We start from the raw sequence: 26,968 nt of genomic DNA, 5'->3' as shown, positions 1-26,968 counted from the left end.
TTTGTGTGCCGGCGGGCGTGCCCGCCGGGTCGTTCAATCCAGGCGGTCGCCGTGGCGGGCCATGATGTGGCGCACCACGCTGTAGTCCTGCAGCGAGTCGCTGGACAGGTCCTTGCCGTAGCCCGAGCGCTTCAGGCCGCCGTGCGGCATCTCGCTGGCGAGCATGAAATGGGTGTTGATCCAGGTGCAGCCGTACTGCAGGCGGTTGGCGATCTGGAAGGCCTTGTCCAGGTTCTGCGTCCACACCGAGGAAGCCAGGCCGTATTCGGAGTCGTTGGCCCAGTCCACCGCCTGTTCCAGCTGGTCGAAGCGGGTCACGGTGACCACCGGGCCGAACACCTCGCGCTGGACGATTTCGTCCTGCTGCTTGCAGCCGGCCAGCAGGGTCGGCTGGTAGTAGTAGCCGGGGCCGGAATGCACGGCGGCGCCGGTGACGCGCTCGATGTGCGGCTGGCCGAGGGCGCGTTCGACGAAGCTGGCCACGCGGTCGCGCTGACGGGCGCTGATCAGCGGGCTGATCTCGTTGTCCTGGTCGCGCTTGCGGGCGAAGCGGATGCCCGATACGGCGTCGCCGAGTTCGGCCACCAGGCGGTCGTGGATGCCGGCCTGGGCATAGATGCGGCAGGCGGCGGTGCAGTCCTGGCCGGCGTTGTAGTAGCCGTGGGTGCGGATGCCCTGGACCACGGCTTCGAGGTCGGCGTCGTTGCACACGATCACCGGCGCCTTGCCGCCCAGTTCCAGGTGGGTGCGCTTGAGGGTGCGCGCGGCGGCCTGGAGGATCTTCTGCCCGGTGACGATATCGCCGGTCAGCGAGACCATGCGCACCTTGGCGTGGCTGACCAGGTGGCTGCCGACGCTCTCGCCGCCGCCGCAGACGATGTTGAGCACGCCGGGCGGGAGGATGTCGGCCAGCGCCGGCGCGAGCGCCAGGATCGACAGCGGAGTGTGCTCGGACGGCTTGAACACCAGCGTATTGCCAGCGGCCAGGGCCGGGGCGATCTTCCACGCCGCCATCATCAGCGGGTAGTTCCAGGGCGCGATGGAGGCCACCACGCCGACCGGGTCGCGGCGCACCATGCTGGTGTGCCCGGGAATGTATTCGCCGGCCAGTTGGCCTTGCTGGCAGCGCACAGCGCCGGCAAAGAAGCGGAACACGTCGGCGGTGGCGGGGATGTCGTCCTGCCGCGCCAGGTGCAGCGGCTTGCCGCAGTTCAGGGCTTCGAGGCGGGCGAGGGTGTCGGCGCGCTTGTCGATGGCATCGGCGATGGCCAGCAGCGCGGCGGAGCGTTGTGCGGGGGTGGTGCGGGACCAGGAAGGAAAGGCGCGGTTCGCCGCTTCGATGGCGCTTTCCAGCTGCTCCAGCGAGGCGTCGGCGACGGCGACCAGGGTGTCGCCGCTGGCGGGGTTGAGGATGGCCTCTGCCATGCCCTGGCCGACCGTCAGCTGACCGTCGATCAGCAGCTCGGTGTGCAGGGTCGGGATAGTCGCAGCGGCATTCATCTTCGCGGCTCTTTTCTTCTCGGTCTTGTTGTCGGGGGCCATGCTTGTGCTCCGGTCGGGCTGCCCGGAATAGGCCCTTTTATATGGAACGAGAGACTAGAGTCCGGGCTTGAGGTCGACAAATTCTAAATACTGAAAGTGGCCTTCGATTAAATCGAATGCTGCTAGATCGAAGGCCGCTTGGCGTTCGGTTGTTCTCGGGCGACGGTAAGGAAGGGGTCGACCAGTGCCGGGCGCGCGGTGCCGCGACGCCAGGCCAGGCCCACGTCCAGCGGTTCGCTCAGGTCCACCAGCGGGCGCGCCTCGATGATGTCGCCTTCCAGCGACCAGGGGCGGTAGGTCATGTCGGGCTGGATCGACAGGCCCAGGCCGGCCGCCACCAGGCTTCGCACGGCTTCCACGGAGGCGGTGCGCAGCGTCACCTGCGGGATCAGGCCGGCGCGCGACCAGATGCGCTGGGTGTGCAGGCCCATCTCGTCGGCGTTGAGCTGGATCAGCGGTTCGCCGGCAACGTCCGCCAGGCTGATGCTGTCGCGCTCCAGCAAAGGATGCTGCGCCGGCAGCCAGAGGCGGTGCGGCGAGTGGGTCAGCACCTCGGTCTGCAGCGCGTGGCGGTCCTCCAGGTTGGAAAGGATGAGCACGCCGACGTCGATCTCGCCGCTTACCAGCAGGTGTTCGATATAGGGGCGCTCGTCCTCTACCACGCGGGTCTGCACGTTGGGGTAGGCACGCTGGAAGCGGTTGATCAGGTCGGCCAGGTAATAGCCGGCGACCAGGCTGGTCACGCCTATGGTCAGGTGCCCGGCGACCTGGTCGGTGCTCTGCTGCAGGCTGCGCTTGGCGTTCTCCACCGTGGCGAGGATCAGGTGCGCCTGGCGCAGGAACTGGTGACCCTGGTGGGTCAGGGTCATGCCCTTGGCGTGGCGCTCGAACAGGCGGACGCCGATCTCTTCCTCCAGCTGCTGGATGGCCAGGGTCAGGGTCGACTGGGAAATGAACACCGCCTGCGCGGCGGCAGAGATCGAACCGGTCTCGGCGACGGCGATGAAATGGCGGATCTGGCGCAGGGTCATCATGGTGGCGGGGCCGCTGACGAGGTGTGGGCAGAATGCCGCCATCGCGGGCGGCACTCCAGGCTTGGTTATTAGGCTTTATCGAAAATCTATAGGAGCATTCTTTTTAATCGAATGAAAGCGCTGATTCCGAGCAGCGCTTCCGTCCGCATATCGCGGCGGGTTTGCTCTTCGTAGGAGCGAGCTTGCTCGCGAACGGTCGCGCTGCCAGGCCCAGGTTCGCGAGCAAGAACTGGGCGTCCCCCTCGCTCCTACAGAGATGCGTCTGAATGGGCCTAAGCCCCTATCAGCAATATCCCGAAGCACACTGCGCCTGGGGGCATGCCGTGGTGGCGGCTAGAGTCGAAGGCTTCGACCCTCGACCCAGGAGATCGCCATGAACACCCGTGGCCTGCTCGACCAACTGCTCAAATCCGGCCAGGACCTGCTGCAGAACAAGGCCCTCGGCCAGTCCGAGGACCGCCGCTCGCCAGGCAAGGGCCTGGATGTTTCCAGCCTGCTCACCGGGGCCGGTGGCGGTGCCCTGGCGGCTGGCGCCCTCGGCCTGCTGCTGGGCAGCAAGAAGGCGCGCAAGGTCGGCGGCAAGGTCGTCACCTACGGCGGCCTGGCCGCTCTGGGCGTGCTTGCCTACAAGGCCTACGGCAACTGGCAGCGCCAGCAGGCCAGCGCGCCGCGCGGCGAACCGCAGACCCTCGACCGCCTGCCGCCGGCGGAAGTGGAAGTGCACAGCCAGGCGATCCTCACTGCGCTGGTGGCAGCGGCCAAGGCCGACGGCCATATAGACGCGCGCGAACGCCAGCTCATCGACGGCGAGATCGCCAAGCTCACCAGCGACGGCCAACTGCAGGACTGGCTCGACCGCGAGCTGGCCAAGCCGCTCGACCCGCGCGAGGTGGCGCGTGCCGCGCGCAGCGGCGAAATGGCCGCCGAGATGTACCTGGCCAGCCTGCTGATGGTCGACGAGGAAAGCTACATGGAGCGCGCCTACCTCGACGAACTGGCGCGCCAGCTGAGCCTCGACCCGGCCCTCAAGGCCGAGCTGGAAAGCCAGGCCAGCCGCGCCCTGCAAGCCGCCCAGGGCTGAGCTGCGAGCCCCGGCTGGACGGTCATGGCGCAAACGCCAGCCGGGACTATCGTTGCCTGACCGCAACCACGGCGAGGGCGCCGCCATGAACACCACCGATCTGCTCGAACAACTTCTGCAAGCCGGCCAGGGCTCGATGGCGCAACAGGGCGGCGGAGGCGGCGGAATGGGCGGCCTTGGCGGGTTGCTCGGTGGTTTGCTGGGCGGCGCTTCCGGCGGTGGCGGTTCGAGTGGCGGCCTCGGAGGGCTGGGCGACGTACTTGGCAGCGTGCTGGGCGGAGGTGGCAGCCCACAGGGGCGCTCGTCAGGCGGTGGCACCAACTACGCCATGCTCGCCTCCCTAGGCATGATGGCGTTCCAGGCCTACCAGAGCTGGCAGCGGCAACAGCAGTCGGCCGCGCCGCAACAGGCGCCACGCACCGTCGACCAACTTTCCGGCGACGACGCCGAAGCCCACAGCCACGCCATCCTTATCGCCCTGATCGCCGCCGCCAAAGCCGATGGGCGCATCGACGACAAGGAAAAACAGGCGATCTACGCCGAGATCAACCGCCATGCCGGCGAGCCCGAACTGCAGTCCTGGCTCGATCAAGAAGTGCAGAAGCCCCTCGATGCCGCCGACGTGGCCCAGGCCGCACAGGGCGAAGCGGGCCTCGCCGCCGAGATGTACCTGGCCAGCGTGATGCTGGTGGACGACCAGCAGGACGCCGAACGCAACTACCTCGACGAACTGGCCTACCAGCTGGGGCTGGACCCGACGCTGCAGGCGCACCTGGAAGACCAGGCCAAGGGCGGCGCCTGAATCTCCCTGTGGGATCGCGCGTTGAACCCTCGCTGTAGGAGCGGGCCATGCCCGTGATTCGCGCGCATGGCGCGCTCCTACAATGTCCACGGAAGGCGGATAACCACCTCGTGGTTATTCGCCCTACGCAGCACCGGTGCTTCCGTAGGGCGAATAACGCTATGCGTTATGCGCCAACCCGCCTCACGCCGGCCGCACCAGCCTCTCCACCAGCCGCCGGGTCAGCGGCGAGATCAGCAGCACCAGCGGAAAGGCCAGCGCCCACGCCGAGAGCCAGCCACCCATCCACAGGCTCGCGAAGTTCGGCACCAGGCCCATCGTACGGAAGGTGGCGACGCCGCTGACCATCAGCGACATCACCCCCGAGAGAATCAGCGCGAACAGCAGCGGCGCGTAGCGACGGGCGATCATGCCAGCACCTCCTGGGCGATCCCGGCGGGCTGGCCCTGGTGCAGGCGCATCAAGGTGTCGGCGAAGTTGCGGCCGAACAGCCGCGCCGTGCGGATATCCCCGGCGGGGAAGGCATGCCCCGGCGAGCCCTTGTCGGCCTGGGCCATCAGCCCGGTCCAGGAACCGAGGCGGTTGGCCGCTTCCTCGTAAGGCACGCCCAGGTGCTGCTCGGGCAGGATCGGGTTGCCGACCCAGAGCATCCCGTGCTGCATGCAGAAGGTGAACAGCGACATCAGCGTCGACTGCTTGTCACCGGCCGGCAGCGCCGAAACGGTGAAGCCGGAGGCCAGCCGCCCCTGCAGCAGCTGCTTGCTCCACAGGCGCCCGGTGGAGTCCATGAAGGCCTTCAACGGTGCGGACACGCCGCCCAGGTAGGTGGGCGAGCCGAGGATGAAACCGTCGAAGCGCAGCAGCGCATCCGCTTCGGTGGCCTGCGCCGGCAACAGGTGTGCGCGGACGCAGCCGGTTTCCTCGAGGCCAGCGGCTATGTGTTCGGCGATGTGCTGGGTGTGCCCTTGGGCACTGTGGTAGATCACGGCGACTTGCTTCATGGCGAAACTCCGATGGGGTGGGACGAGCGAGGGTTCAGGCCAGCAACCAGGCGCAGGGCAGGGCGGCGAGGTACAGGCCGAGGCCGAACACGCCGTGGTTGGCCAGGCTGCGCAGGCAGTTGGCGCGTGGCGTCGGCGTCTTGCGGGCGAGCAGGCCGGCGCCCATGGCCGGCTGGATCAGCAGCAGCGGCACGGCGACAGTGGCCAGGCCGACGATCAGAGCCGGCAACGGGGTCGGACTGCGCCCCCAGGCCAGGCCTTCGATGGCCAGCAGCAGGGCGGCGAAGGCGATGCCGGTGACGTAGTGCATCAGCCAGCCCAGCGCGAGCTCGCCGCGCACCGGCTCGGCGCGGGCGATGGCGGTGTGCCGTACCTGGCCGCGCAGCGCGTGACCGACCCAGCGGCCGATGAAGGCCATGCTCAGTGTCTGCACGCCGACGCGTTTGAGGAACATCAGCCAGGCGTCCATGACAGCGGTGGCGCCGATGCCGATGAGTGTGGAATGCAGGATGAATTGCATGATGGAAGCCATGGGACACCTCGTTCCGATTGACCGTTGCGGGCTTTCGGGATCAAGCTACAAGTTCAAGTGAACTTGAGGTCAAGAGGTATTCGATGGATATCGCACAGGTGGCCCGACGCTCCGGAGTACCGGCCTCGACCCTGCGCTTCTACGAGGAAAAGGGCCTGATCGTCTCCCTCGCCAAGCCCGGCGAGCGGCGTTACTTCGGCCCGCACATCCTCGACCAGCTGGCGCTGATCTCCCTCGGCCAGGCGGCCGGCTTCAGCCTCGAGGAAATCCGCGCGATGTTCGGCCCGGGCGGCACCCCGGACCTCGACCGCAAGCTGCTCGCGGCCAAGGCCGACGAACTCGACGCCAGCATCCGCCGCCTGCAAGCCATGAGCCGCGGCCTGCGCCACGCCGCCGCCTGCCCGGCGCCCAGCCACGCCGAATGCCCGACCTTCCAGCGCCTGGTCAGGGCTGCAGCCAGCAAGGCCCTGGAGCGCAAGGGCCAACGCCGCAAACCAGGCAGCAAGCTGGCGCCGTAGGATGGGATGGGCGCAGCGAATCCCATGCTGCATGGGCTCTGCGCACCGCAGGCACGGCGCTCTGTGCGGGTGATTTCGCGGATGAGATCCGCTCCTACGGGGTGGCTACGAGTTTGCCGCGTGCGCTAGTTCAGTACCTGCAGGTACTTCTGGATCGCCTCGACTTCCGACTTGGTCGGCAACTTGCCGTGGTCCTGGCTGAATCCCGACGAGCCCCAGTGCGGCATCTCCCCGCTCAGCGGGTTGCCGTTGTCGTCGACGCCCTTGAGCACGGCACGCTCGAAGAGTTCCGTCGTCCAGTCGGAGGCCTTGCCGACCAGTTTCGGTCCCTGGATCGGCATCTTGCCCGGGCCCGTTGCCGACGGGGTGTCCGGGCCATTCATCAGGCCGCCCGCGCCGCGCTTTGCAATGCCCAATTGGATACTGCCGCCCATGCCGCCCGCCCCATGGCACTGGCTGCAGTTGTCGCGGTAGAGGGTGGCCCCATCCGGTGAGGCCGCAAGGCAGAAAGGCGCGCTGAACAGCACTGCGAGAGCAAGACAGGTGGCTTTCATGGGAGGCCTCCGGACCTTGTGGCGAATGCCATCCGCTGGCCTTGCGCGAGCGCGTACCGGATCCACGGGCACGCGATGCATGGAGCTTTGCGCGGCGAAAGAACGGCTGTGCTGCGGCAAGCAGTGCACCCCGGATGAACCGGGGCACACGAGGACGGCAGTGCGGGGAACCACCGCCCTGCACTTGCAGGCATCCAGTCCGTTCCGTGCATCTTCGATACTACCGACGGCCAACCCTGCGTTCTTGATCGGCATCAACAAGCAGGAATGCGCTTTGCCTGCGCGTGCTGGCGCAAGAGGAAAGACCGATGCCATTGCGCCCAACGGCACCACCTGAAGAAAGCGCAGCGACGGCCAGGATGCGCCGGCCCTGCAGGAGCGGACCTTGCCCGCGATTCGCGCGCATGGCGGCGCTCCCGCCGGTGTCACCCGCTCGCATGCAGCTTGCGCAACTCCACCGCCATCAGCTTCTGGATCTGCCAGAGGTTGCGGTCGCGGATACCGCATTCCTCCAGCTTGCCGATGGTGTTGAACGCGTACATCGCCGCCGAACCCCAGTGCCCCGCCGCGCGGGACAGCACGTTGGCCACCTCCGGCAACGGCAGGCGGCCGGCGTAGGCGTTGCCTTGCGGGAGCGCCACGAAGGCGAGGGCCTTCAGCTTGCCTTCCGCCGTCTCGACGCTGAGCCAGCGCGGGACGTTGGTGGGTGGGTTGGCGTCGATCTCGCGCTTGAGCAGCTGCACGATCTGCCCGTGGTGATCGCCCGACGGCAGGCGGAAAGCGAGGCCCACGCAGGTGCCGCCGCGGTCGAGCGCCAGCATCAGCGCCGGCAGCTCGCGGGTGCCGCGCCAGCGCGTCAGCTTCAGGCAGAAGGAACGATGCCAACCCTTGGCCACGGCGCGGCGTTGTTCAGCTATCGAGAACTCCGGGTTCCAGATCAGCGAGCCATAGGCGAACACCCACAACTGCTCCGGGGAGTGCTCGGCGAGCACCGCCGTCGCCATCTGCTCGAACTCCGCATCGGAGTGCTCGCTGGTGCCCGGTTCGGGGCCTGGGTCGGGCTCCGTGCGTTCGACCAGGGCGACGAGGTCGGCGGTCAATTCCATGGTGTTCCCCTGCGCGCGCGTGGACTCGGGAAACCTTAGCCACTACCGCCGTTGCCATCTCCGCCGGCCGATGTGTGGCCGCGTGCGGGCTTCCGCCGAGTGGCATGCGCGCTGTCATGAAATGAAAAGCCGTTGTCGTCCAATGAAAAAACCAAACGCTAGCGGCTGTTCACTATTTCAGCGATTTAGAACTGTCGTACTCGCTCGAAGCTCCCGTCTCCGGCGAGGTTGTCCTTAAAGTTGTACAAGGGTTTCACTCTGATTTCCGCGCGTTCTACATGGCAGCAGAACCTGCTTCTGCTGGCCGGTTTGCTATTCGTTTTCCCGTCCGCCGTCTCGGCGAAAAATGTGCCGAGCCCCGTCCTGCGCGTCTGCATCGCCGACCAGGATGTCCCTCCCTTCAGCTACGCCCATTCCGAAAGCCAGGTGCAGCAGGCACTGCGCGCGGCCGCCCGCCGTCACGGCTGGCAGGTGGACTACCGCGTGCGCCCCTGGCTGCGCTGCCAGGTGGAGCTGAGCGCCGGCAAGTTCGATGCGCTGATCCCCATCGCCCCCGCCGAACACAACCTGCAAGCCTTCGTCTTCCCCATGCGCGACGGCAAACTCGACCCGTCCCGCGCGCTGGGAGCAGTGCGCGCCGTGGCGGCGCGCCAGGTCGGCAGCGGCGCCAACTGGGATGGCCAGCAGTTCAGCGGTGTGCAGGGCCCGGTGATCTACCTGCAGGGGATGCAGGCGCTGAGCGAGCAGTTCACCCATGCCGGCGTCGCCGCTGCCAGTACGCGAACCTCGGTGGACATGGTACGCATGCTGCTCGCCGGGCGCACCAACCTGGTCGTGGATGTCGAGCCGCGCTTGCGCCGGACCCTCGAAGCAGCAGGCGCCAGCGAGCGCGTGCAGATCCTTCCGCAAGTGGTGCTGGAGCGCGACGTCTACCTGGTGGTCAGCCAGCCCTTCTACCGGCAGCACAAGGGTTTTGTCGAAGGTATCTGGCGCGAAACCGCCGGCGCCGACATGCAGGCGGGCGACGCCGGACCGCTCGCCGGCCCCGAATAGCCAGCCCCTGCAGGAGCGAGCTTGCTCGCGAACCTGCGCGCAGCAGGCGAGCCTATTTCTCCTTTCGAGCCAAGGCGCGGCATTGGAGAATTCGGAGCAGCCCAGCGGCTAAAGGCGGAACGAAAGTAGGGTCTTTGCGGTCCCATCCGCTGCATGCCACCTGCCGCTAGCAGTAGCGCTCCGTGAATTGCACCGTTCCACTACGCTGCACGGACGCCTCCTGCGCGGGTGCGTCCGCCGTTCAACCTGCAAGGAGGCTTTATGCCCTTCAGTCGTTTCACCCTCACCACCGCCCTGTTGCTCGCGGGCGCCAGCACCCTGGCCAACGCCGCCAAGCTCGAAGACGTGGCGCCTTACCCGAAGGCCGAGGACGGTTTCACGCGCCAGGTCATCCACCTGCCGCAGAAAACCCATGAAGAGAACTTCAAGGTCGAAGTGCTGGCCGGCAAGACGCTGAACGTCGACTGCAACCGCCAGCGCCTGGGCGGCAGCCTGGACGAGAAGACCCTGGAGGGCTGGGGCTACCCGTACTACCGCATCGAGAAGGTCAGCGGCCCGGCGAGCACGATGATGGCCTGCCCGGACGGCAAGAAGCAGAGCGCTTTCGTGCCGGTGATCGGTGATGGCTTCGTGCTGCGCTACAACAGCAAGCTGCCGATCGTGATCTACGCGCCCAAGGACGTCGAAGTGCGCTACCGCATCTGGTCGGCCTCGGAGACCGTCCAGCACGCCCGCGCCGAGTGATCGGCGCTCCGCCGGGGCGTCAGCCTAGAATGGATTGAACCTGCGGACCCCATGCAGCACCAGGCTTCGAGCCGCAGGCCGTGATGGGGTTCGCTGTGTTCAACCCAGCCCGTGAATGGGGGCTTCGACACCTTCCGCGCGTTCGAGGAGCGCCGCTGCCCATGCTGCAAAAGAGCGACAGCCGCCGTCACCTGCCGATCTGCATTCTCCTTCTGATGGTCTGGACCTGGGCCGCCATCGCGCCCTCGAGCCGGCAAGACTGGCTGCTGGAGAACCTGCTGGTGTTCGCCATCGCAGCCGTGCTGCTGGGTACCTATCCGCGCTTCCGCTTCTCTACCCCATCCTATTGGCTGTTCGCGGTATTCCTGACCCTTCACCTGTACGGCTCGCACTACACCTATTCGGAAACGCCTTTCGGCTACTGGCTGCAGGAAGTCACCGGGGCGAGCCGCAACCACTTCGACCGTATCGTCCATTTCGCCTTCGGCCTGTTGCTGGTCTACCCATTGCGCGAATTGCTGGAACGGCTCGCCCGGCCCAGTGGCGGTTGGCTGGAACTGTGCGCGCTGACCTGGGTCATGGCGCTGAGCAGTCTCTACGAGCAGATCGAGATGCTGACGGCGATGATCGTTGCGCCCGAGTTGGGCGCGGCCTACCTGGGAACCCAGGGTGACCCATGGGACGCCCAGAAGGACGCGGGACTGGCGATACTTGGCGCGCTCATCGCGCTGGCGATCATTCGCCTGGCAAAGGCTCGCCGCGCCTAGGGCAAGGTCATACGACAGCCGCATCGACGGTGATGTCGCGAGGACAGGCGCCCGCGCCACCGCCCGCCTGGCGTGATGCGTACCCCGGATCTTCTTGATCGAGACACCGACCCGTCGCGGGGCCTGTGGTCGCTCGCGGCTGTCCATATGAACGCCGCAACGCCCCAGGCCTCCTGGGCGCTCGACGAGTCGGGCGTGCCCGGCGGCATGTTGGCCGTGATGAAGGCTGCCGCGATGCTCATCCGGTGCAGGCCGGTGTCCCAGCCGAACGAGTGCTTGTGTGCCACAAGGGCGGGAGCAGCGGCTCGCCCAGGGCGCTCTGGCCCTGGCCGTCGCTACTCGTCGGCCGTCCCGGAGGCTGATGCAACATGCGTACTCGACTCGCGAACCGTCCGGCACCGGCGGCTGTTCGCGAGCAAGCCCGCTCCTACGGGCGTTCCGCTTCACTCGCCCCGTCCTCGGAGCGCCGCGGTACCACCCGCCCATGCACCTCCACCGTTAGCTGCTCGATGCGTGCGGCCAACTGCCGGGTGAGCTCGGTCAGCTCGGTGTTCTGTTGCAGCAACTCGATCAGGCGCGCGGCGTTCTGCTCGGCCAGCGCCTGGCGTTCCTCGCTGGCGTGCGCCAGGGCCTCGCGGTGTTCCGCATCGGCCTCGGCCAGCGCCTTGTCGCGCGCCGCCTGGCGGGTCTGTGCCAGCAGGATGAGCGGCGCGGCGTAGGCCGCCTGCAGGCTGAATGCCAGGTTCAGGAGGATGAAGGGATAGGCGTCGAAGTGGCTCCAGCCCACCACGTTCGCGGTGATCCAGACCGCCACCACCAGCGTCTGCGCGCCAAGGAACAGCGGCGTGCCGAAGAAACGCGCAAAGGCCTCGGCCTGCAGGCCGAAGCGGTCGCTGCCGAAGGTGGGGGAGAGGTGTGCGTGGCGCCGCTGGTAGCGCAGATGATCGCGCTGGACTTTGGGGCTGGCTGGCTCGGTCAAGGCGTCGGCGGTCTGTTTCATGGCGAACTCCACGGGGTACGACGGGCCTGTGGAAATCATAGAGCGGGTTCTTGTTTTGCCGATGTCCGCGTCAGAGCGCGGCACGCTTGGCCGTAGCGTCAGGAAACCGATATGCAAGCGCGGCTCTTGTCCCTGCCGATGCCACTCGGCGGCTCCTGCGAAAAGCGCCTCGAACGCATACAATCACGACTCCCTCCGCCAACGCAGTCCCGACGGAAAATGACGCTCGATCCGCCCACGATGCTGACAATCTCGGTCGCCCTTGCCGCGGCCGCCGCGCTGTACCTGGCGGTCGAATGGGGCACTGTCCGCGAGCGCTCGCTGCTGTTCTGGAGCGCCGGGTTTGCCACCATCACCGTCGGCTCGACCCTCGCCCTGCTGCGCATGAGCGGCCTGCTGCTGATCGGCGTGTGGTTCGCCAACGGCCTGCTGGTGGTCGCCCACTGGCTGTTCCTGCTGGGCGTCGCGCGCTTCACCGAAGCGCGGCTGTCGAAGGCCTGGTATTTGATTTTCGTCGCCTGGGGCGCCTTGCTCCTGCTGCCGGGCGAGCCGCCGTGGTCGAAGGCGGTGTTCGTGCTCAACTCCTCGCTGGTGGCCTTGCTGTCGATCCGGGCCAGCTTCCTGCTCAGGCCGCACGGCAAGTCGTTGAGCGTGGGCGCGGTGCAGCTGCGCTACGTGCTGCTGGTCCACGGCCTGTTCTATGTGGCCAAGGTGCTCACGGCGATAGTGCCGGGCACGCTGATCGATCTTGCCTCCCTGGGCGGCGTGATCATCCAGATCTCCCTGGTCGAAGGCGCGATGGCGATCATGCTGATCGCCCTGTCGATGACCGGCACCGAGCGCTATCGCCGGGAAAAACGCATCGCCCGCCTCGCCGCGCGCGACCCGCTGACCGCCCTGTACAACCGCCGCGCCCTCGAAGTGCGCGCCCCGCGCCTGCTGGAAGAAGTCTCCAGCGCCCGCCCGGGCGCGCTGCTGCTGATCGACATCGACAACTTCAAGCTGGTCAACGACCTCCACGGCCACATCGCCGGCGACCGCCTGCTGGTGGCGCTGAGCGAGATGATCCGCGCGGCCCTGCCCGAAGGCGCACTGGCGGCGCGGCTCGGTGGCGACGAGTTCGTCATCCTGCTCGGCGATGCCGCGAGCGAGCGGGTAGTGGCGCTGGGTAGCACCCTGCGCGAGCAGTTCCAGCAAACGGCCACAGAAGGCTTCGCCACGCCGGAACCGGTGACCCTGAGCATCGGCGCCCACCTGTTCGACCAGCCGCCGGCAAGCCTCGCCGCACTGATCGAGCAAAGTGACGCAGCCCTCTACGCCTCCAAACGCGGCGGCCGCGACAGCCTCCGCGTGGTCGACCGCACCCAGGCTGGCGGCGAGGCGCTGCCGGCGCGGTGACGCCGTGCGGTACAGGCGAGCTTCTGGGCCCCCGCGTTCGCGGGGGAGACGATGTGAAGCACCAACTCCCACCAGCGTCATTCCCGCGAACGCGGGAACCCAGTAAGGCGCGGTCATGCGCCGCCAATTGCCGGGGCTACGAACCGATCCGCATCACCTGCGGCAAGTCGCCCACCGGCACCCACATCTGTCCCTGCCAGTCGAGCACGCTCAGCTGCTGCTGTTCCCAGCGCAGCAGGCGCCGGCGCGGCACTTCACTTGGCGTCGCTTGCGCCGCATCGCGCAGGCTCGGCAGCACCGAATGACTTATCCACTGGCGAATGCAGCGGTTCTCTGGATGGTGGAAGTGGATCAGCGTGGCGTACACGCCCGACTCGCTCATCAGCTCGACCTCGTCGGCCAGGCCGTTGTCATCGCGAATCACGGCGCGGCGCACCTGGTCTGCATCGAGATTGCGCGCGGCGCGCTCCTCCAGCCAGGCATTCATCAATTTGCCGAGATCGCGCACGACGAACCAGGCCTCGCCCTCGATCAACAGGGCGCGCAGGCGGCGTTTGTGGCGGTAGAAGTGGGTGGGGAAATGAAGGGTTTGAGTAGGAGCGGTGAAAGTGGAAAGGGACATGGATGTGCGTCCTTGTAGATACGCTCCATGCTGACGGGCATGTGTTCCGCCGTGAGGGTGTGTTCAGCACCGGCGGCGATTTTGGACGCTTGAGAATAATGGGTCAACTGGCACCTGTATTTGACCAGTCGGCTCCGTAAGAAATGATAAACGACAGAAAATGACGGAGGTAATTTCTCCGCAGAGGGCGGGCATAGTTATAGACCTTAGCGCTACTTTTTTTCGTCCCGCTTCATGATAACTAAATGCGCCATGGGTGGGCCGGACAGTTCGGTCGCATGCAGAGATAAGCTGAAAATTAGTATCGCTGCTTAAAGGAGTTGGAGATTTTAAAACGATGAAAGATTGGGCCTGAGCGAACCCTGTTCATCAACTCCCAATAGCAAGCTCGAGCTAGCGGGTCTTTCAATTCAGTTGGATACTGATATGAATAACGCAGCGGCTCGATCAGGTCGGGCGTCCAGCTACGTTGGAACTCGGGTTCTAGGTAGATTTGGATGCCCCATAGAATATCGTTCAGAAATTCGGCGATTATGCTTGTGTGATAGAGGCCAATATTTTCATGAAACTGTTCGTAGATTTGCTCAAGAGAGGGGATTATTTCGGAGGTTTCTATGGTGTGGCCTGCGCTCGAAAATAGAGATTTTATTTCTTCTAGGACACCAATAGATCGTAGGAAGTTATGTTTGGAGAGATTTCCTGAAATTTTATGTATGCAATGCCTTGTCGGTCTAAGTGAAAACTGTTGGTTAAGCAGTGGGAGCCAAACATCTACCGTAATTTCCTCTTCAAGCCAGTGCTTAAACCGTTCTGTCGCCAACCTTAGCTCCGAAACTGACCCTTCGGAATCGAAGCTTGGTTGTGTCGATATCTGCGTAATTTTTCGAAGGTATGGGGATTTTGGAATAGGCCCTCTTTCATCTGTCGCGGAAAGGAAGTCCACTAGGGCGATCGAAAAGAAGCGATGATGGGTTTGCGTTCTGAATAGGATGTTTGTGTCATCACTGTCTCCAACGTCGAACATCTCGCGGTTGACCATTGAACGGATTAACTCTACAGCTGCCAACAAAACTACTGCCTCTTGTTCAATCTTGCTTAGCCCACTCTTGCTTTGATGGCTGCTGTTCATCTCAGGTAATCTCGCTGATTTTTGTAGGGCATAGAGTCAATTGGTGCGGATGGTTCTAGAGATATAAGAGAAGGCTTCATGTTTTAGAGCAATCTAGCTGTCTGAAAAGGATTGCATGTGGCTGCCGAGATTGCTAATTCGGCAGATAAAATCACCCGCTTTATTCCACCCTACTACTGTCGCTCCAACTCCGCCTTCTCTCCCCCCAGCAAAACCCCCCGCTCTCGCTCACACAACCCCACCAAAAAATCCCAAACCAACCGCAACCGTACCGACCGGTGCAATTCCCGCCGCGTACACATCCAATACTCCCGCTCGATGAATTCCTCCGGCAGCACCGGCACCAGCCTTGGGTCGTGCAGGCCCATGTATTGGGGGAGGATCGCTATGCCTACGCCGGCTTGGGCCACTTGTTGCTGGGCGACCACGCTGGTGCTGCGGAACACCACTTGCGGGTGGCGGCAGAAGCTGTGGTGGAACATCAGTTCCTGGCTGAATAGCAGGTCGTCAACGTAGCCGATCCACTGGTGCTGGTTGAGGTCTTCGCGGTTGCGCAGCGGCGGGGCTTTTTCCAGGTAGCCGGGGCTGGCGAACAGGCTCAGGCGGTAGCGGGTCAGGCGGCGGCTGATCAACTGGTCGGCGTTGGGTTTTTCCAGGGTGATCGCGATGTCCGCCTCGCGGTTGGTGATGCTGACGAAGCGCGGCACCGAGACCAGTTCCAGCTCCAGGCCGGGGTATTGGCGCATGAGTTCGCCCAGGCGCGGGGCGAGGAACAGGGTGCCCAGGCCTTCGGTCACGCCGAGGCGAACCTGGCCGAGCGGGCTGATGCTCTGGCTCATTTCCTCCTGGGCGAGGAGGGCGGTGTTTTCCATCGCTTCGGCGTGCTTGAGCAGGGCCAGGCCCGCCGGGGTGAGCTGGTAGCCGCCGGTGTGCTGGGCGAACAGCTGGGTGCCGAGATCGCGCTCGATGTTCTCGATGTGCCGGGCCACGGTGGCGTGGGTGGTGTTGAGGCGCTTGGCGGCGGTCAGCAGGCGGCCGCTGCGGTGCAGCTCAAGCAGATAGCGCAGGTCGTTCCAATCGAACATGTCTGATCCCGTTGTGCGAAAACGAGCAGCAGCTGCCCCGAAATGTTCGTTTTTTTATCGCGAATGAGCGACTAGCCTCAAGCGGCGCAGAACAACAACAAGAGATCGCCATGCCCCAGGCACTGGAATCGTTCGACTACCTGATCGTCGGCGCCGGCCCCGCCGGTTGCCTCTTGGCCAACCGCCTGTCCGCCGACCCGGCCAACCGTGTGCTGCTCATCGAAGCCGGCGGGCCGGACAACTACCCGTGGATCCACATCCCGGTCGGCTACCTCTACTGCATCGGCAACCCGCGCACCGACTGGTGCTTCGACACCGAATCCGTCCCCGGCCTCAACGGCCGCGCCATCAAGTACCCACGCGGGCGCGTGCTCGGCGGCTGCTCTTCGATCAACGGGATGATCTACATGCGCGGCCAGGCCCGCGACTACGACGGTTGGGTGGCCGAGGGCAACGCCGGCTGGGGCTGGAACGACCTGCTGCCGCTGTTCCTCGGCATGGAGGACCACTTCGCTGGCGACAGCGCCCTGCATCACGGCGGCGGCGAATGGCGGGTGGAGCAGCAGCGGCTGTCCTGGGAAATCCTCGACGCCTTCCGCGACGCGGCGGCGCAGACCGGCATCGCTTCGGTGGACGACTTCAACGGCGGCGACAACGAGGGCTGTGGATACTTCCAGGTCAACCAGCGCGCCGGCGTGCGCTGGAATGCGTCCAAGGCCTTCCTGCGGCCGATCATGGACCGCCCGAACCTGATGGTGCTGACCCACGTGGAAGCGCAGCGGCTGATCCTCGAAAACGGCCGCGCTTGTGGATTGGAAGTGGACTGGCAGGGCGCCCGCCGCGAACTGCGCGCTCGCCGCGAAGTGATCCTCTGCGCCGGCGCCATCGGCTCGCCGACCCTCCTGCAACGCTCCGGCATCGGCCCGCGCGGGCTGTTGGAGAAGCTCGGCATCGGCGTGCGCCACGAACTGGCCGGCGTCGGCGAGAACCTGCAGGACCACCTGCAATTGCGCCTGATCTACCGCATCGAAGGTGCGCGCACGCTCAACCGCATCGCCGCCACGCCCTGGGGAAAAGTGGGCATGGGCCTGGAGTACCTGTTCAAGCGCAGCGGCCCGCTGTCCATGGCGCCGAGCCAGCTGGGCGCCTTTGCCAAGTCCGATCCGTCGCAGGCTTCGGCGAACCTCGAATACCACGTGCAGCCGCTGTCGCTGGAGCGCTTCGGCGAGCCGCTGCACGCCTTCCCGGCGTTCACCGCGTCGGTCTGCGACCTGCGCCCGCTGAGCCGGGGCAGCGTGCAGATTCGCAGCGCCGATGCGCGCGACAAGCCGCTGATCCAGCCGAACTACCTGAGTCATCCACAGGACCTGAAGGTCGCCGCCGACGCCATCCGCCTGACCCGCCGCATCGCCGCCGCACCGGCCCTGGCGCGATATCGCCCGGAGGAGTTCAAGCCCGGCCCGGCGTTCGCCAGCGAAGAGGACCTGTACCGCGCGGCGGCGGACATCGGCACCACCATCTTCCACCCGGCCGGCACCTGCCGGATGGGGCAGGGCGCGAGCGCGGTGGTCGACAGCCAGCTGCGCGTGCACGGCATTCCCGGCCTGCGCATCGCCGACGCGTCGATCATGCCCACGCTCACTTCCGGCAACAGCTGCTCGCCGGTGCTGGTGATCGCCGAGAAGGCCGCGCGGATGATCCTGGCCGATGCGGCGCGGCGCGCCGAAGTCATTCCCATCGCTGGTCGGGAGGTAAAGGTCCCGTCCTGACGGCGATCCCGCCGGGACGGTTGCACGGAAAACCAGCGTCGCGCGGCCCACGGGCCGTGGCGGTCGAGGCTGAGACAACAACAAGAACAGCCCCCACAGGGGCAGGAGGGCCGCAATGACCGATTTCGCACAGCCCCAGTCGTTCGAGCGGGGGAAATCCAGCAGCCGCGACGAGCGCAAGGTGATCTTCGCCTCGTCGCTGGGCACCGTCTTCGAGTGGTACGACTTCTTCCTCTACGGATCGCTGGCGGCGGTCATCAGCAAGCAGTTCTTCGCCGGGGTCAACGACACCACCGCGTTCATCTTCGCCCTGCTGGCCTTCGCCGCCGGCTTCCTGGTGCGGCCCTTCGGTGCGCTGGTGTTCGGCCGCCTGGGCGACATGATCGGGCGCAAGTACACCTTCCTCGTGACCATATTGCTGATGGGCCTGTCGACCTTCGGCGTCGGCCTGCTGCCGTCCTACGCGACCATCGGCGTGGCCGCGCCCATCATGCTCATCGTTCTGCGTCTGCTGCAGGGCCTGGCGCTGGGCGGGGAGTACGGCGGCGCGGCGATCTATGTCGCTGAGCACGCCCCGGCCGGCAAGCGCGGCGCCTACACCGCGTGGATTCAATGCACCGCCACCGGTGGCCTGCTGCTGTCGCTGCTGGTGATCTGGGCCTGCCGGCAGTTCACCGGCGCGGAGTTCGAGACCTGGGGCTGGCGCGTGCCCTTCCTGCTGTCGATCGTGCTGCTGGCGATCTCCACCTGGATTCGCCTGTCGATGCAGGAGTCGCCGGCGTTCCTGAAGATGAAAGCCGAGGGCAAGGTGAGCAAGGCGCCGCTGACCGAGTCGTTCACCAACTGGAGCAACCTGAAGATCGTGCTGACCGCGCTGTTCAGCATCAACGCTGGGCAGGCGGTGACCTTCTACGCCGCGCAGTTCTACGTGATGTTCTTCCTCACCCAGGTGCTCAAGGTCGACCCGGCGCTGTCCAACGTGCTGCTGATCATCTCGCTGGTGATTGGCGCGCCGATGTTCGTGTTCGCCGGCTGGATATCCGACAAGGTCGGCCGCAAGCCGGTGCTGGTCACCGGGCTGCTGCTGGCCACGCTGTTCTATTTCCCGCTGTTCAAGGCCCTGACCCACTACGCCAACCCGCAGATCGACCAGGCTTCACGCCAGGCGCCGGTGGTGGTGATGGCGGACCCGGCGACCTGCACCTTCCAGTTCGATCCGGTGGGCAAGGCCAAATTCGACAGCCCCTGCGACAAGGCCAAGACCCTGCTGGTGAAAGGCGGCGTGCCCTACAGCACCCAGGCCGCGCCGGCCGGCAGCGCACTGGTGGTGAGCGTGGGCGAGAAGCGCATCGAGGGCTTCGACGCCGCCGCCCTCGGCGCCGCGGTGAAAGAGGCCGGCTACCCGACCCAGGCCGACCCGGCGCTGGTGAACCGGCCGATGGTGGTCGCCATCATCGTCGCGCTGATCTTCATCGCTACCTGCTGCTACGGCCCGCTGGCGGCGCTGATGGTCGAGCTGTTCCCGACGCGCATCCGCTACACCTCGCTGTCGCTGCCGTACCACATCGGCAACGGCTGGTTCGGCGGGCTGCTGCCGACGCTGTCGTTCGCCCTGGTGGTGTACACCGGCGACATCTTCTACGGGCTCTGGTACCCGGTGCTGGTCACCGCTTTCAGCCTGGTCTGCGCGCTGCTGTTCCTGCGTGAGACGCGGCATAACGATATCCACGCTTGAGACGAAAAGAACCCTCTCCCCAACCCTCTCCCGCAAGCGGGAGAGGGGGCTGTTCGGCGCGAGTGGGGAGATTGGCGCCATCCACGAACATCCCCGCGCCGATCCAACCGTAGGGCGCATAACCGCGTTCGCGGTTATGCGCCGCCACCCGGCACAAGACGGCGGATAACCCCTTCGGGGTTATTCGTATATGGACTCCTCCCGGTTTGCCAGTGTTTGGCGGGGATTTCGAACCTAGGTACGACTGCGTCCGTATATCCGGCTTCATGGAGCGGTGTGGCAGCTCCCGAGCCCTGATGAAATGCGCGCCTGTATGTCTGATCGCCCTAACGGCTTTGCTTCACGGCAGCAGGGAGCCCGCGGATAACCCAGGTTTCATACAGGCCGGTTCGACCGGTTCGTCATCAATGCCATTCACTGTGCAATCGTGGTGGAGCGTTTCTACAGCGGTGTTGCCGGTAACGCTCAGGCGGGTTGGTAGGTGGTTTCCCGACTGAGCAGGGCCCAGACGATCCGGGCATTCTTGTTGGCCAGGGCAACGGCGACGGCGTTGGCATTGCATCGTTGCAACAGGCCTTGCAGCCAGCGACTGCGAGCATCGGTCTTGTTGGCGCAACAGCGTACGACCGAGCGGGAGCCATGGGTGAACAAGGTGCGCAGGTAGGTATCGCCACGCTTGGTGATCCCGCCCAGGCGCTGTTGCCCGCCCGTGGAGTGTTGCCGTGGCACCAGGCCCAGCCAGGCGGCGAACTGACGCGCCGTGCGGAATTGCCGGGCATCGCCGACCGCTGCCACCACCGCGCTGGCGGTGAGCGGGCCGATGCCTTCCACGGCCAGCAGGCGCTGGATGCGCGCATCCTCGCGCGCACTGCGCTTGATCACTCGCTCCAGTCGTTCGATGCGGGCATCCAGCGCCTGCAACTCCTCTTTCAAATCGCTCAACAACTCGCCCATTGGCGCCGGCAAGGGCACCGGCTCGGCAGCGGTGACCGTCTCGAGCAGTTCGACGGTCGCCGCGCGCCCGCGTCGGCTGGCGATCAGGCCAAATTCGCCGAGCAAGCCGCGAATTTCGTTGCACAGTGCCGTACGGGCCCGGACCAGACGGCTGCGAATGCGATGCACGGACTGCCCGGCCTGCTGCTGCGCACTCTTCACCGGCACAAAGCGCATGCTCGGACGGCTGGCCGCCTCGCAGATCGCTTCGGCATCGTGGGCATCGTGTTTGTCACCCTTGACGTAAGGTTTGACGAACTGCGGTGCGATCAAGCGAACCTCATGCCCCAGCCCCTGCAGCTCTCGCGCCCAATAGTGCGCACTGCCGCAGGCCTCCATCGCTACCAGGCAGGGTGCCAGCTGGCGAAAGAAATCCAGCATCTGCGCCCGCTTGAGCTGCCGGCGGCACACCACGCGCTCGTGGCTATCGACGCCATGTACCTGGAATACCTGCTTTGCCAGATCCAGACCAACGCGACTAATGTTCATGCTGACTCCCCCTCCGGGACTTGTGGCTACACCATCAGTCTGGCGCTTGACGCCGTAGGAGGGAGGAGTCCATTTCATTGCCCTACAAGAGCCGCCCCAACGAAAAACGCCGTTTCCCCCTCGCGGAGGAAACGGCGTTTTGGCTTGTGTGAGCAGCGATCAGGAGGCGGGCGCGGCCGGGACCTGGGCGACGTTATTGCCCGCCGTGCACGACTTGCCGAGCAGTACCGCTTGCAGGCCCTTGTGCTTGCTCAAGTACTTGGGAATCTGCGCGCTGACGCAGCGCGGGTCGATGTTCAGCTCCGGCGGCAGGTCGCCACGGATGAACAGCAGGCCTTCGTCGATGCCCAGCAGGTCGGCGGGGGTGATGATCTTCACCTGGCGGCCGGCGTAGTAGACGAGGCGCATGTCCGGCAGCTCCAGGCTGTAGATCTGCAGCTGGGGATAAGCCTCGGCGGCGCGGGTGATCTGCGGCATGGCGTGCAGGCGGTAGCCGTAGACCTTCTTCATGGCCAGGCCGTAGAAGGCGACGAAGCCAGCCAGCAGCACCAGCGGGAACCAGGTCATCAGCTTGCGCTTCCAGCCGGCCAGCGGCTCCAGCACCTGGGTCCAGTGCCAGGCGATCAGGACGGCCAGCGCCGGGTAGGTCGGCAGCAGGTACTTGGCGTGCTTGTCGCTGAACAGCGAGAACACCAGCAGCGGCACCAGCACGGCGCAGGCGAGCAGCAGCAGGCGCGGGTCCTGGCGGATCTGCCGCCACAACTGCAGCGGGCGGAAGAACAGCAGCAGGCAGAAGGGCGCGAAGTCGCCGGCGATGTACAGCAGGTAGGCGTACCAGTGGTCCGCGCCCTGGCCGCCGATCTTGTCGACGATGTCCTGCTTGAAGATCGCCTTCCACACGTCGAAGCCTTCGTGGGCGGTGACGGCGGCGTACCAGACGATGCCGAGGAACAGCGCGATCAGCCAGCCGGGCACGTCGCACAGGTACTGGCGGCCACGCTCCGGGCGGCGGATGAGGGTGAACACCAGCACCGGCAGGGTCACCAGCAGCAGCGCCACCGGGCCCTTGCTGAGCAGCGCGCCGCCCAGCAGCAGGTAGCTGAGCAGCGACCAGCGCCGGCGGCCGTCGACGAACAGGTAGATCCAGGCGCAGAGCAGCGAGAGGAAGCAGAAGCCGGTCAGCGAGCTTTCGATCTCGGCGCTGCGGGCGAACAGGCTGAAGGTGGCATTGGCGCCGAGGATGATCGCGCTGTACAGGCCCAGCGCGCGGCCGCCGATGCGGTTACCGCAGTAGAAGGCGCCGGCGATGGAGGCCAGGCCGAAGATCGCCGAGGGCAGGCGCACGGTCAGTTCCGAGACGGCCCCGAACAGGTGCGTGGGGATCAGCGCCAGCCAGTAGAACAGCGGCGGCTTGGCCAGGTAGAGCTCGCCATTCATGCGCGGCAGCAGCCAGTCGTGGGCGACGAACATCTCGCGCACGGTCACCGCGCGGCGGGCTTCGTTGGTGCTCAGCAGGGCGAGGTCGCCGATGCCCCAGAAGCACAGCAGCACCAGCAATGCGAGCGTGACGAGCAGCCAGACCCGACGCTCCAGTTCGACCTTGACCTGCATGTAGCGACCTCTTTTCGTTGACCGAATCCCTGGCCGGCGCACATAGCCGCCGGCGTCCGGCGGCTAGGGTACACGGGCGGCGTGAAAGCGGTGTGAAGATTCGCGATGGCGCTCAGAACAACGCCAGCTGGCGATTGATCAGGCGGGTGAAGTCGTCGTCGACGAAGGGCAGGATGGCGTCGGCCACCGGCTGCAGCTGGCGGCTCAGGTAGTGCTCGTAGTCGATGGGCGAGCGCAGGTTTTCCAGCGGCTCGGGGCCGGCGGTGGTGATCAGGTAGCTGATCCAGCCGCCGTGCTGGTACTGCATCGGCCGCCCCAGGCTGCGGTTGTACTCGTCGGCGGCGCGGGCCGCGCGCACGTGCGGCGGGACGTTGCGTTCGTAGTCGTCCAGGCGCCGGCGCAGGCGCTTGCGGTAGACGAGCAGCTCGTCCAGCTCGCCGGCCAGGGTCTGGCGCACGTACTCGCGCACATAGTCCTGGTAGGGCTGGCGCTTGAAGATGCGCTCGTAGAGTTCCTGCTGGAAGCGCTGGGCCAGCGGCGACCAGTCGGTGCGCACCGTCTCCAGGCCCTTGAAAACCATCTCCGTGCTGCCGTCGCTGCGCTGCACCAGGCCCGCGTAGCGCTTCTTGCTGCCTTCCTCGGCGCCGCGAATGGTCGGCATGAGGAAGCGCCGGTAGTGGGTTTCGTACTGCAGCTCCAGGGCGCTTTCCAGGCCGTATTCGTCGCGCAGGTGCTGCTTCCACCAGCCGTTGACTCGCTGCACCAGCGCGCGGCCGATGCGCTCGGCGTCCTCCTCCGCGTGGGCACGGCCGAGCCAGACGAAGGTGGAGTCGGTGTCGCCGTAGATCACCTGGTGCCCTTCGGCTTCGATCAGCTCGCGGGTGCGGCGCATGATCTGGTGCCCGCGCATGGTGATGGACGAGGCCAGGCGCGGATCGAAGAAGCGGCAGCCGCTGGAGCCGAGCACGCCATAGAAGGAGTTCATGATGATCTTCAGCGCCTGGGACAGCGGTTTGTTGCCCTCGCGCTTGGCGGCGTCGCGGCTCTGCCACACGCGCTCGACCATCGCCGGCAGGCAGTGCGTGCTGCGCGAGAAGCGGGCGCCGCGGAAGCCTTCCACCGAGTGCTCGTCGTCCGGCTGGCGCAGGCCCTCGACCAGGCCCACCGGGTCGATCAGGAAGCTGCGGATGATCGAGGGGTACAGGCTCTTGTAGTCGAGCACCAGCACCGACTCGTAGAGGCCGGGCCGCGAGTCCATGACGAAGCCGCCGGGGCTCGCTTCCGGGGCCTTGCCGCCGAGGTTCGGCGCGACGAAGCCCAGGCGGTGCATGGCTGGCAGGTACAGGTGGGTGAAGGCCGCCACCGAGCCGCCGCTGCGGTCGGCGGGCAGGCCGGTGACGCTGGCGCGCTCGAGGAGGAAGTGGAGGATGCCGGTCTTCTCGAAGATGCGCGTGACCAGCTCGCAGTCCTTGAGGTTGTAGTGGGCGAGCGCGGGCTTGTCCTGGGCGAACTTGCGGTCGATCTCGGCCATGCGGTCGTAGGGGTTGTCGATCGCCTTGCCTTCGCCGAGCAGGGTTTGCGCCACGCTTTCCAGGCTGAAGGAGGGGAAGCTCCAGGTCGCCGAGCGCAGCGCCTCGATGCCGTCGATGATCAGCCGCCCGGCGGCCGAGGCGAAGTAGTGGTTGTTGCCGCTGCCGTGCTGCCGCCAGCCCATGGGCTCGCCGTCGCGGCCCAGGCGCAGGGGAATCTTCAGACGCTCGGCGTGATCGCGCAGCACGCGCAGGTCGAACTGCACGAGGTTCCAGCCGATGATCGCGTCGGGATCGTGCTCGGCCAGCCACTGGTTGAGGCGTTCGAGCATCTCGCCCCGGCTGTCGCAGAAGGCGAGGTCGAAGTCCAGCCAGGAGGCGTCGCCGTTGGCCGGGCCGAGCATGTACACCTGGCGCTGGCCGCAGCCTTCGAGGGCGATGGAGTAGAGGTTGCCGCGGATGTCGGTCTCGATGTCGAGGGACACCAGCTTCAGCGTGGGTCGGTAGTCGGGCGCCGGCTTGAGCTGCGCATCGATCAGCACGCCCTCGGCATCGGCAGTGCCGCTGAAACTGACCGGCGCGGTGATGAAGCGCTCCATCAGGTAGCGCTCGGGCGGGCGGACGTCCGCCTCCAGCACTTCGATGCCGGCGGAGCGCAGGCGCTTGTCGAGGTCCATCAGCTGGCGATGCTGCTGGCAGTAGAGGCCGAGCACCGGCCGCTGCTCGAAGTCGCGCAGGCCAAGCGGGCGCATCTCGACGTTGCTTTCGCCCTTGAGCTGATGCTCGGCGCGGGCGCGCTGTTCGGCGGGAATGAAAGCGACCGAAGTTTGCGGCGGCAAACGCAGGCGACGCGGCCCGGCATCGGTGGCCAGCCAGAACTCCACCTCGGTGCCGGCGGGCGTATCGCGCCAGTGCCGGGTGAGGACGAAGCCTTGTTGTGCAGCCACCGGGGGACCTCGGGGAAGAGTCGATCAGGCGGTCATTCTACCGGAGCTGTAGGTGCGGATCTTATCCGCGAAGATCCCGCGCCGAAGCGAATCCTGTAGGAGCGCGCCATGCGCGCGAATCGCGGCCATGGGCCGCTCCTACAGGGGAACACGGTGCCGTGCGGTTCGCGAGCAAGCTCGCTCCTATGAAATGCAGCGCTCCGCCTCGGTCACACCACGAACCGGGTCACCATCGCATTGAGGTCCACCGCCAGGCGCGACAGCTCGTGGCTGGCGGCGCTGGTCTGGGTCGCGCCGGCCGAGGTCTGCAGGGCCAGGTCGCGGATGGTCGTCAGGTTGCGGTCCACCTCGCGGGCTACCTGCGCTTGTTCCTCGGTGGCGCTGGCGATCACCAGGTTGCGTTCGTTGATCAGCGACATGCGGGCGAGGATGGCTTCCAGCGAGGCGCTGGCCTCGCCGGTGCGGCCGACCGTGCGCTCGGCGTGGGCGCCGCTGCTGGCCAGGGCTTCGACGGTCCGGCTGCTGCCGGACTGGATGGCTGCCACCAGTTCCTCGATCTCGCGGGTCGAGCTCTGCGTGCGCTGGGCCAGCGAGCGCACTTCGTCGGCCACCACTGCGAAGCCGCGCCCGGCATCGCCGGCGCGGGCCGCTTCGATGGCGGCGTTGAGCGCCAGCAGGTTGGTCTGCTCGGCGACGCTGCGGATCACCTCCAGCACCTTGCCGATGTCCTGGGCCTGGCTGGCCAGGCGTTCGGCCTGTTGCGAGGCCTGGCCGACCTCGCCGGCGAGGGTGCCGATGGCGTCGCTGGTCTCGCCGACCCGCGCCTGCCCGGCCTCGGCTGCGGCTATGGCTTCCTTGGAGGCGGCCGAGGTGGAGGAGGCGTTCTGCGCCACTTCTTCCACCGCGCTGGTCATCTGGTTGACCGCCGTGGCGGCCTGTTCGATCTGGTCGCTCTGCGCTTGCAGCGCGCGGGTGCTCTGTTCCATCACGCTGCTCATTTCTTCCGCCGCCGAAGCGAGCTGGGTGGCGGACTGGCCGATGCCGCGAATGGTCCCGCGCAGGCTTTCGCGCATCTCGCCCAGGGCGTGCAGCAGCTGCGCCGCTTCGTCCTTGCCTTCGATACTGAAACGTTGGCTGAGGTCGCCCCCGGCGATGGTGCGAGCCACCTGCACGGCGTGGCTGAGCGGCTGGACGATGCTGCGGGTGAGCAGGATGGCCAGGGCGAAGGTCATCACCACGGCGAACAGCAGCACGCCGATCACCACGATGCGGTCGTTCTGGTACTGGCGATCGGCGCGGTCGGCGGCGGCCTGGGCGCCGGCGCGGTTCAGCTGGATCAGGTCCTGCAGGCTCTGGTTCAGCTTGCCGCCCTGCTGGGCGATGGGGCCGGTCATCAGGGCGTGGGCGGCCTGGCTGTCGTTGCCTCGCACGTCGCGGATCAGCTCGTCGACCAGCGCTTCGTAACCGTCCATGGCCTGCTTGAGCGCGTCGGCGCGGGTCTGCTCTTCAGGGCTGGCGATGAGCGGGGTGTAGGTCTGGAAGGCCTGCGCCTGGATTTTCCGGGCCTGTTCGATGCGATCCAGGCTGCGCTGGCGGATGGCGCTGTCGTCGCTCACCAGCAGGCGCATGGACTCCAGGCGGATATGACCGATCTGCGTGGACAGCTCGTTCATCTGGTTGAGGCTCGGCAGCCAGTTGCCTTCCAGGTCCTGCGAGACGGCGCGCAGGTCCGACAGCTTGGCCAGGGAGAAGACCCCGAGCAGGACCAGGAGCAGGCCCATGGCAGCGAAACCCAGGGTCGCGCGGCGACCGATACTGATGGCTCTCAACATCTCAATGTCCTTATTTTCCCTGATGAATGCGGGTGTGTCCGGAAGTCCACTCCGCAATAGTGGCCAGGTGATGCTATTGGCTGACTCGGCAAAAT

General features: G+C 66.1%; 24 protein-coding genes. 9 read left to right on the top strand and 15 right to left on the bottom strand.

What is annotated here, in order from left to right:
• Positions 1-33 precede the first annotated feature (33 nt).
• Positions 34-1,542: a gamma-aminobutyraldehyde dehydrogenase gene (locus tag ACA097_RS06960; RefSeq protein WP_052355186.1), complete on the bottom strand. Its 1,509-nt coding sequence runs from the start codon at positions 1,540-1,542 to the stop codon at positions 34-36.
• A 122-nt stretch (positions 1,543-1,664) separates the two neighbouring features.
• Positions 1,665-2,576, bottom strand: coding sequence for a LysR family transcriptional regulator (locus ACA097_RS06955; protein WP_371370490.1), 912 nt, complete (start codon positions 2,574-2,576; stop codon positions 1,665-1,667).
• A gap of 373 nt (positions 2,577-2,949) precedes the next feature.
• Between ACA097_RS06955 and ACA097_RS06950 the strand changes: the two genes are divergently transcribed.
• Both ACA097_RS06950 and ACA097_RS06945 read left to right on the top strand, forming a co-directional pair.
• Positions 2,950-3,657 (top strand): tellurite resistance TerB family protein, encoded by a 708-nt coding sequence (locus tag ACA097_RS06950; protein WP_371369346.1) that lies wholly within the window; start codon positions 2,950-2,952, stop codon positions 3,655-3,657.
• A gap of 85 nt (positions 3,658-3,742) precedes the next feature.
• Positions 3,743-4,459, top strand: a complete 717-nt coding sequence (locus ACA097_RS06945) for a DUF533 domain-containing protein (RefSeq protein WP_371370489.1) — start codon at positions 3,743-3,745, stop codon at positions 4,457-4,459.
• Between the two features lie 183 nt (positions 4,460-4,642).
• Here the strand turns inward: ACA097_RS06945 and ACA097_RS06940 are convergent, their stop codons facing one another.
• From ACA097_RS06940 to ACA097_RS06930, 3 genes are read right to left on the bottom strand one after another with little or no spacing between them, the layout of a single operon-like run.
• A complete protein-coding gene (locus tag ACA097_RS06940) occupies positions 4,643-4,870 on the bottom strand; it encodes a DUF2798 domain-containing protein (protein ID WP_043249730.1) in 228 nt (75 codons plus the stop codon).
• Entirely contained in the window at positions 4,867-5,460 is a 594-nt protein-coding gene (locus ACA097_RS06935; RefSeq protein WP_043249731.1) for a flavodoxin family protein, read from the bottom strand. The genes ACA097_RS06940 and ACA097_RS06935 overlap by 4 nt, the downstream gene beginning before the upstream one ends.
• 34 nt (positions 5,461-5,494) lie before the next feature.
• Positions 5,495-5,992: a DUF2938 domain-containing protein gene (locus ACA097_RS06930; protein ID WP_371369343.1), complete on the bottom strand. Its 498-nt coding sequence runs from the start codon at positions 5,990-5,992 to the stop codon at positions 5,495-5,497.
• Positions 5,993-6,075: 83 nt separating this feature from the next.
• Between ACA097_RS06930 and ACA097_RS06925 the strand changes: the two genes are divergently transcribed.
• Positions 6,076-6,510 carry a helix-turn-helix domain-containing protein gene (locus ACA097_RS06925; protein WP_043249733.1) on the top strand — a complete coding sequence of 145 codons (435 nt, stop codon included), beginning with the start codon at positions 6,076-6,078 and terminating at the stop codon, positions 6,508-6,510.
• A 125-nt stretch (positions 6,511-6,635) separates the two neighbouring features.
• Here the strand turns inward: ACA097_RS06925 and ACA097_RS06920 are convergent, their stop codons facing one another.
• A complete protein-coding gene (locus tag ACA097_RS06920; protein WP_371369341.1) occupies positions 6,636-7,064 on the bottom strand; it encodes a cytochrome c in 429 nt (142 codons plus the stop codon).
• Positions 7,065-7,489: 425 nt separating this feature from the next.
• Positions 7,490-8,170, bottom strand: coding sequence for a gamma-glutamylcyclotransferase (locus ACA097_RS06915; RefSeq protein WP_371369339.1), 681 nt, complete (start codon positions 8,168-8,170; stop codon positions 7,490-7,492).
• A 348-nt stretch (positions 8,171-8,518) separates the two neighbouring features.
• On the opposite strand from ACA097_RS06915, the gene ACA097_RS06910 reads away from it, so the two are divergent.
• The 3 genes from ACA097_RS06910 (at position 8,519) to ACA097_RS06900 (ending at position 10,734) form a co-directional block, all read left to right on the top strand.
• A complete protein-coding gene (locus ACA097_RS06910; protein WP_371369337.1) occupies positions 8,519-9,223 on the top strand; it encodes a hypothetical protein in 705 nt (234 codons plus the stop codon).
• A gap of 261 nt (positions 9,224-9,484) precedes the next feature.
• Complete coding sequence (gene eco / locus ACA097_RS06905; protein WP_371369335.1) at positions 9,485-9,967, top strand: serine protease inhibitor ecotin; 483 nt, start codon at positions 9,485-9,487, stop codon at positions 9,965-9,967.
• 161 nt (positions 9,968-10,128) lie between these two features.
• Positions 10,129-10,734, top strand: coding sequence for a DUF2238 domain-containing protein (locus ACA097_RS06900; RefSeq protein ID WP_371369333.1), 606 nt, complete (start codon positions 10,129-10,131; stop codon positions 10,732-10,734).
• Positions 10,735-11,161: 427 nt separating this feature from the next.
• Here ACA097_RS06900 and ACA097_RS06895 read toward each other — a convergent pair whose 3' ends face one another.
• The gene (locus ACA097_RS06895) at positions 11,162-11,734 is read right to left on the bottom strand and encodes a DUF1003 domain-containing protein (RefSeq protein WP_371369331.1); all 573 of its coding nucleotides are present in this window, start codon (positions 11,732-11,734) and stop codon (positions 11,162-11,164) included.
• A gap of 219 nt (positions 11,735-11,953) precedes the next feature.
• Here ACA097_RS06895 and ACA097_RS06890 point away from each other — a divergent pair, with 219 nt between their 5' ends.
• Positions 11,954-13,132, top strand: a complete 1,179-nt coding sequence (locus ACA097_RS06890; RefSeq protein WP_371369329.1) for a GGDEF domain-containing protein — start codon at positions 11,954-11,956, stop codon at positions 13,130-13,132.
• Positions 13,133-13,268: 136 nt separating this feature from the next.
• On the opposite strand, the gene ACA097_RS06885 is transcribed toward ACA097_RS06890, so the two are convergent.
• From ACA097_RS06885 to ACA097_RS06875, 3 genes are all read right to left on the bottom strand, one after another.
• Positions 13,269-13,754 (bottom strand): Bro-N domain-containing protein, encoded by a 486-nt coding sequence (locus ACA097_RS06885; protein ID WP_371369327.1) that lies wholly within the window; start codon positions 13,752-13,754, stop codon positions 13,269-13,271.
• A gap of 298 nt (positions 13,755-14,052) precedes the next feature.
• Positions 14,053-14,883 carry a hypothetical protein gene (locus tag ACA097_RS06880; protein ID WP_371369325.1) on the bottom strand — a complete coding sequence of 277 codons (831 nt, stop codon included), beginning with the start codon at positions 14,881-14,883 and terminating at the stop codon, positions 14,053-14,055.
• A gap of 173 nt (positions 14,884-15,056) precedes the next feature.
• Positions 15,057-15,968: a LysR family transcriptional regulator gene (locus ACA097_RS06875; protein ID WP_371369323.1), complete on the bottom strand. Its 912-nt coding sequence runs from the start codon at positions 15,966-15,968 to the stop codon at positions 15,057-15,059.
• Between the two features lie 110 nt (positions 15,969-16,078).
• On the opposite strand from ACA097_RS06875, the gene ACA097_RS06870 reads away from it, so the two are divergent.
• Together ACA097_RS06870 and ACA097_RS06865 are read left to right on the top strand one after the other, a co-directional pair.
• Positions 16,079-17,737 carry a GMC family oxidoreductase gene (locus ACA097_RS06870; RefSeq protein WP_160285991.1) on the top strand — a complete coding sequence of 553 codons (1,659 nt, stop codon included), beginning with the start codon at positions 16,079-16,081 and terminating at the stop codon, positions 17,735-17,737.
• 115 nt (positions 17,738-17,852) lie between these two features.
• A complete protein-coding gene (locus tag ACA097_RS06865; protein ID WP_371369321.1) occupies positions 17,853-19,472 on the top strand; it encodes an MFS transporter in 1,620 nt (539 codons plus the stop codon).
• A gap of 465 nt (positions 19,473-19,937) precedes the next feature.
• Here ACA097_RS06865 and ACA097_RS06860 read toward each other — a convergent pair whose 3' ends face one another.
• From ACA097_RS06860 to ACA097_RS06845, 4 genes are all read right to left on the bottom strand, one after another.
• The gene (locus ACA097_RS06860; RefSeq protein ID WP_371367040.1) at positions 19,938-20,954 is read right to left on the bottom strand and encodes an IS110 family transposase; all 1,017 of its coding nucleotides are present in this window, start codon (positions 20,952-20,954) and stop codon (positions 19,938-19,940) included.
• 159 nt (positions 20,955-21,113) lie between these two features.
• Positions 21,114-22,565, bottom strand: a complete 1,452-nt coding sequence (locus ACA097_RS06855) for an ArnT family glycosyltransferase (protein WP_371369319.1) — start codon at positions 22,563-22,565, stop codon at positions 21,114-21,116.
• Positions 22,566-22,677: 112 nt separating this feature from the next.
• Positions 22,678-25,041, bottom strand: coding sequence for a DNA polymerase II (locus ACA097_RS06850; RefSeq protein ID WP_371369317.1), 2,364 nt, complete (start codon positions 25,039-25,041; stop codon positions 22,678-22,680).
• A 209-nt stretch (positions 25,042-25,250) separates the two neighbouring features.
• Complete coding sequence (locus ACA097_RS06845) at positions 25,251-26,873, bottom strand: methyl-accepting chemotaxis protein (protein ID WP_371369315.1); 1,623 nt, start codon at positions 26,871-26,873, stop codon at positions 25,251-25,253.
• Between the last annotated feature and the right edge of the window lie 95 nt (positions 26,874-26,968).

Origin of the sequence: Pseudomonas sp. QL9 (assembly GCF_041409665.1) — a bacterium.
GTDB classification, from domain to species: Bacteria; Pseudomonadota; Gammaproteobacteria; order Pseudomonadales; family Pseudomonadaceae; genus Pseudomonas; species Pseudomonas knackmussii.
The sequence above is the reverse complement of the archived record's forward strand: the minus strand, read 5'-3'. Positions and strand labels throughout refer to the sequence as shown.

Bases quoted from the DNA above. Each gene is read 5' to 3' on its own strand.
- ACA097_RS06855 (WP_371369319.1), bottom strand. From the start codon at position 22,565: ATGCAGGTCAAGGTCGAACTGGAGCGTCGGGTCTGGCTGCTCGTCACG.
- ACA097_RS06880 (WP_371369325.1), bottom strand. From the start codon at position 14,883: ATGAACAGCAGCCATCAAAGCAAGAGTGGGCTAAGCAAGATTGAACAA.
- ACA097_RS06885 (WP_371369327.1), bottom strand. From the start codon at position 13,754: ATGTCCCTTTCCACTTTCACCGCTCCTACTCAAACCCTTCATTTCCCC.
- ACA097_RS06960 (WP_052355186.1), bottom strand. From the start codon at position 1,542: ATGGCCCCCGACAACAAGACCGAGAAGAAAAGAGCCGCGAAGATGAAT.
- eco (WP_371369335.1), top strand. From the start codon at position 9,485: ATGCCCTTCAGTCGTTTCACCCTCACCACCGCCCTGTTGCTCGCGGGC.
- ACA097_RS06945 (WP_371370489.1), top strand. From the start codon at position 3,743: ATGAACACCACCGATCTGCTCGAACAACTTCTGCAAGCCGGCCAGGGC.
- ACA097_RS06865 (WP_371369321.1), top strand. From the start codon at position 17,853: ATGACCGATTTCGCACAGCCCCAGTCGTTCGAGCGGGGGAAATCCAGC.
- ACA097_RS06890 (WP_371369329.1), top strand. From the start codon at position 11,954: ATGACGCTCGATCCGCCCACGATGCTGACAATCTCGGTCGCCCTTGCC.
- ACA097_RS06935 (WP_043249731.1), bottom strand. From the start codon at position 5,460: ATGAAGCAAGTCGCCGTGATCTACCACAGTGCCCAAGGGCACACCCAG.
- ACA097_RS06895 (WP_371369331.1), bottom strand. From the start codon at position 11,734: ATGAAACAGACCGCCGACGCCTTGACCGAGCCAGCCAGCCCCAAAGTC.
- ACA097_RS06955 (WP_371370490.1), bottom strand. From the start codon at position 2,576: ATGATGACCCTGCGCCAGATCCGCCATTTCATCGCCGTCGCCGAGACC.
- ACA097_RS06845 (WP_371369315.1), bottom strand. From the start codon at position 26,873: ATGTTGAGAGCCATCAGTATCGGTCGCCGCGCGACCCTGGGTTTCGCT.
- ACA097_RS06860 (WP_371367040.1), bottom strand. From the start codon at position 20,954: ATGAACATTAGTCGCGTTGGTCTGGATCTGGCAAAGCAGGTATTCCAG.
- ACA097_RS06915 (WP_371369339.1), bottom strand. From the start codon at position 8,170: ATGGAATTGACCGCCGACCTCGTCGCCCTGGTCGAACGCACGGAGCCC.
- ACA097_RS06875 (WP_371369323.1), bottom strand. From the start codon at position 15,968: ATGTTCGATTGGAACGACCTGCGCTATCTGCTTGAGCTGCACCGCAGC.
- ACA097_RS06925 (WP_043249733.1), top strand. From the start codon at position 6,076: ATGGATATCGCACAGGTGGCCCGACGCTCCGGAGTACCGGCCTCGACC.
- ACA097_RS06930 (WP_371369343.1), bottom strand. From the start codon at position 5,992: ATGGCTTCCATCATGCAATTCATCCTGCATTCCACACTCATCGGCATC.
- ACA097_RS06920 (WP_371369341.1), bottom strand. From the start codon at position 7,064: ATGAAAGCCACCTGTCTTGCTCTCGCAGTGCTGTTCAGCGCGCCTTTC.
- ACA097_RS06940 (WP_043249730.1), bottom strand. From the start codon at position 4,870: ATGATCGCCCGTCGCTACGCGCCGCTGCTGTTCGCGCTGATTCTCTCG.
- ACA097_RS06870 (WP_160285991.1), top strand. From the start codon at position 16,079: ATGCCCCAGGCACTGGAATCGTTCGACTACCTGATCGTCGGCGCCGGC.
- ACA097_RS06900 (WP_371369333.1), top strand. From the start codon at position 10,129: ATGCTGCAAAAGAGCGACAGCCGCCGTCACCTGCCGATCTGCATTCTC.
- ACA097_RS06950 (WP_371369346.1), top strand. From the start codon at position 2,950: ATGAACACCCGTGGCCTGCTCGACCAACTGCTCAAATCCGGCCAGGAC.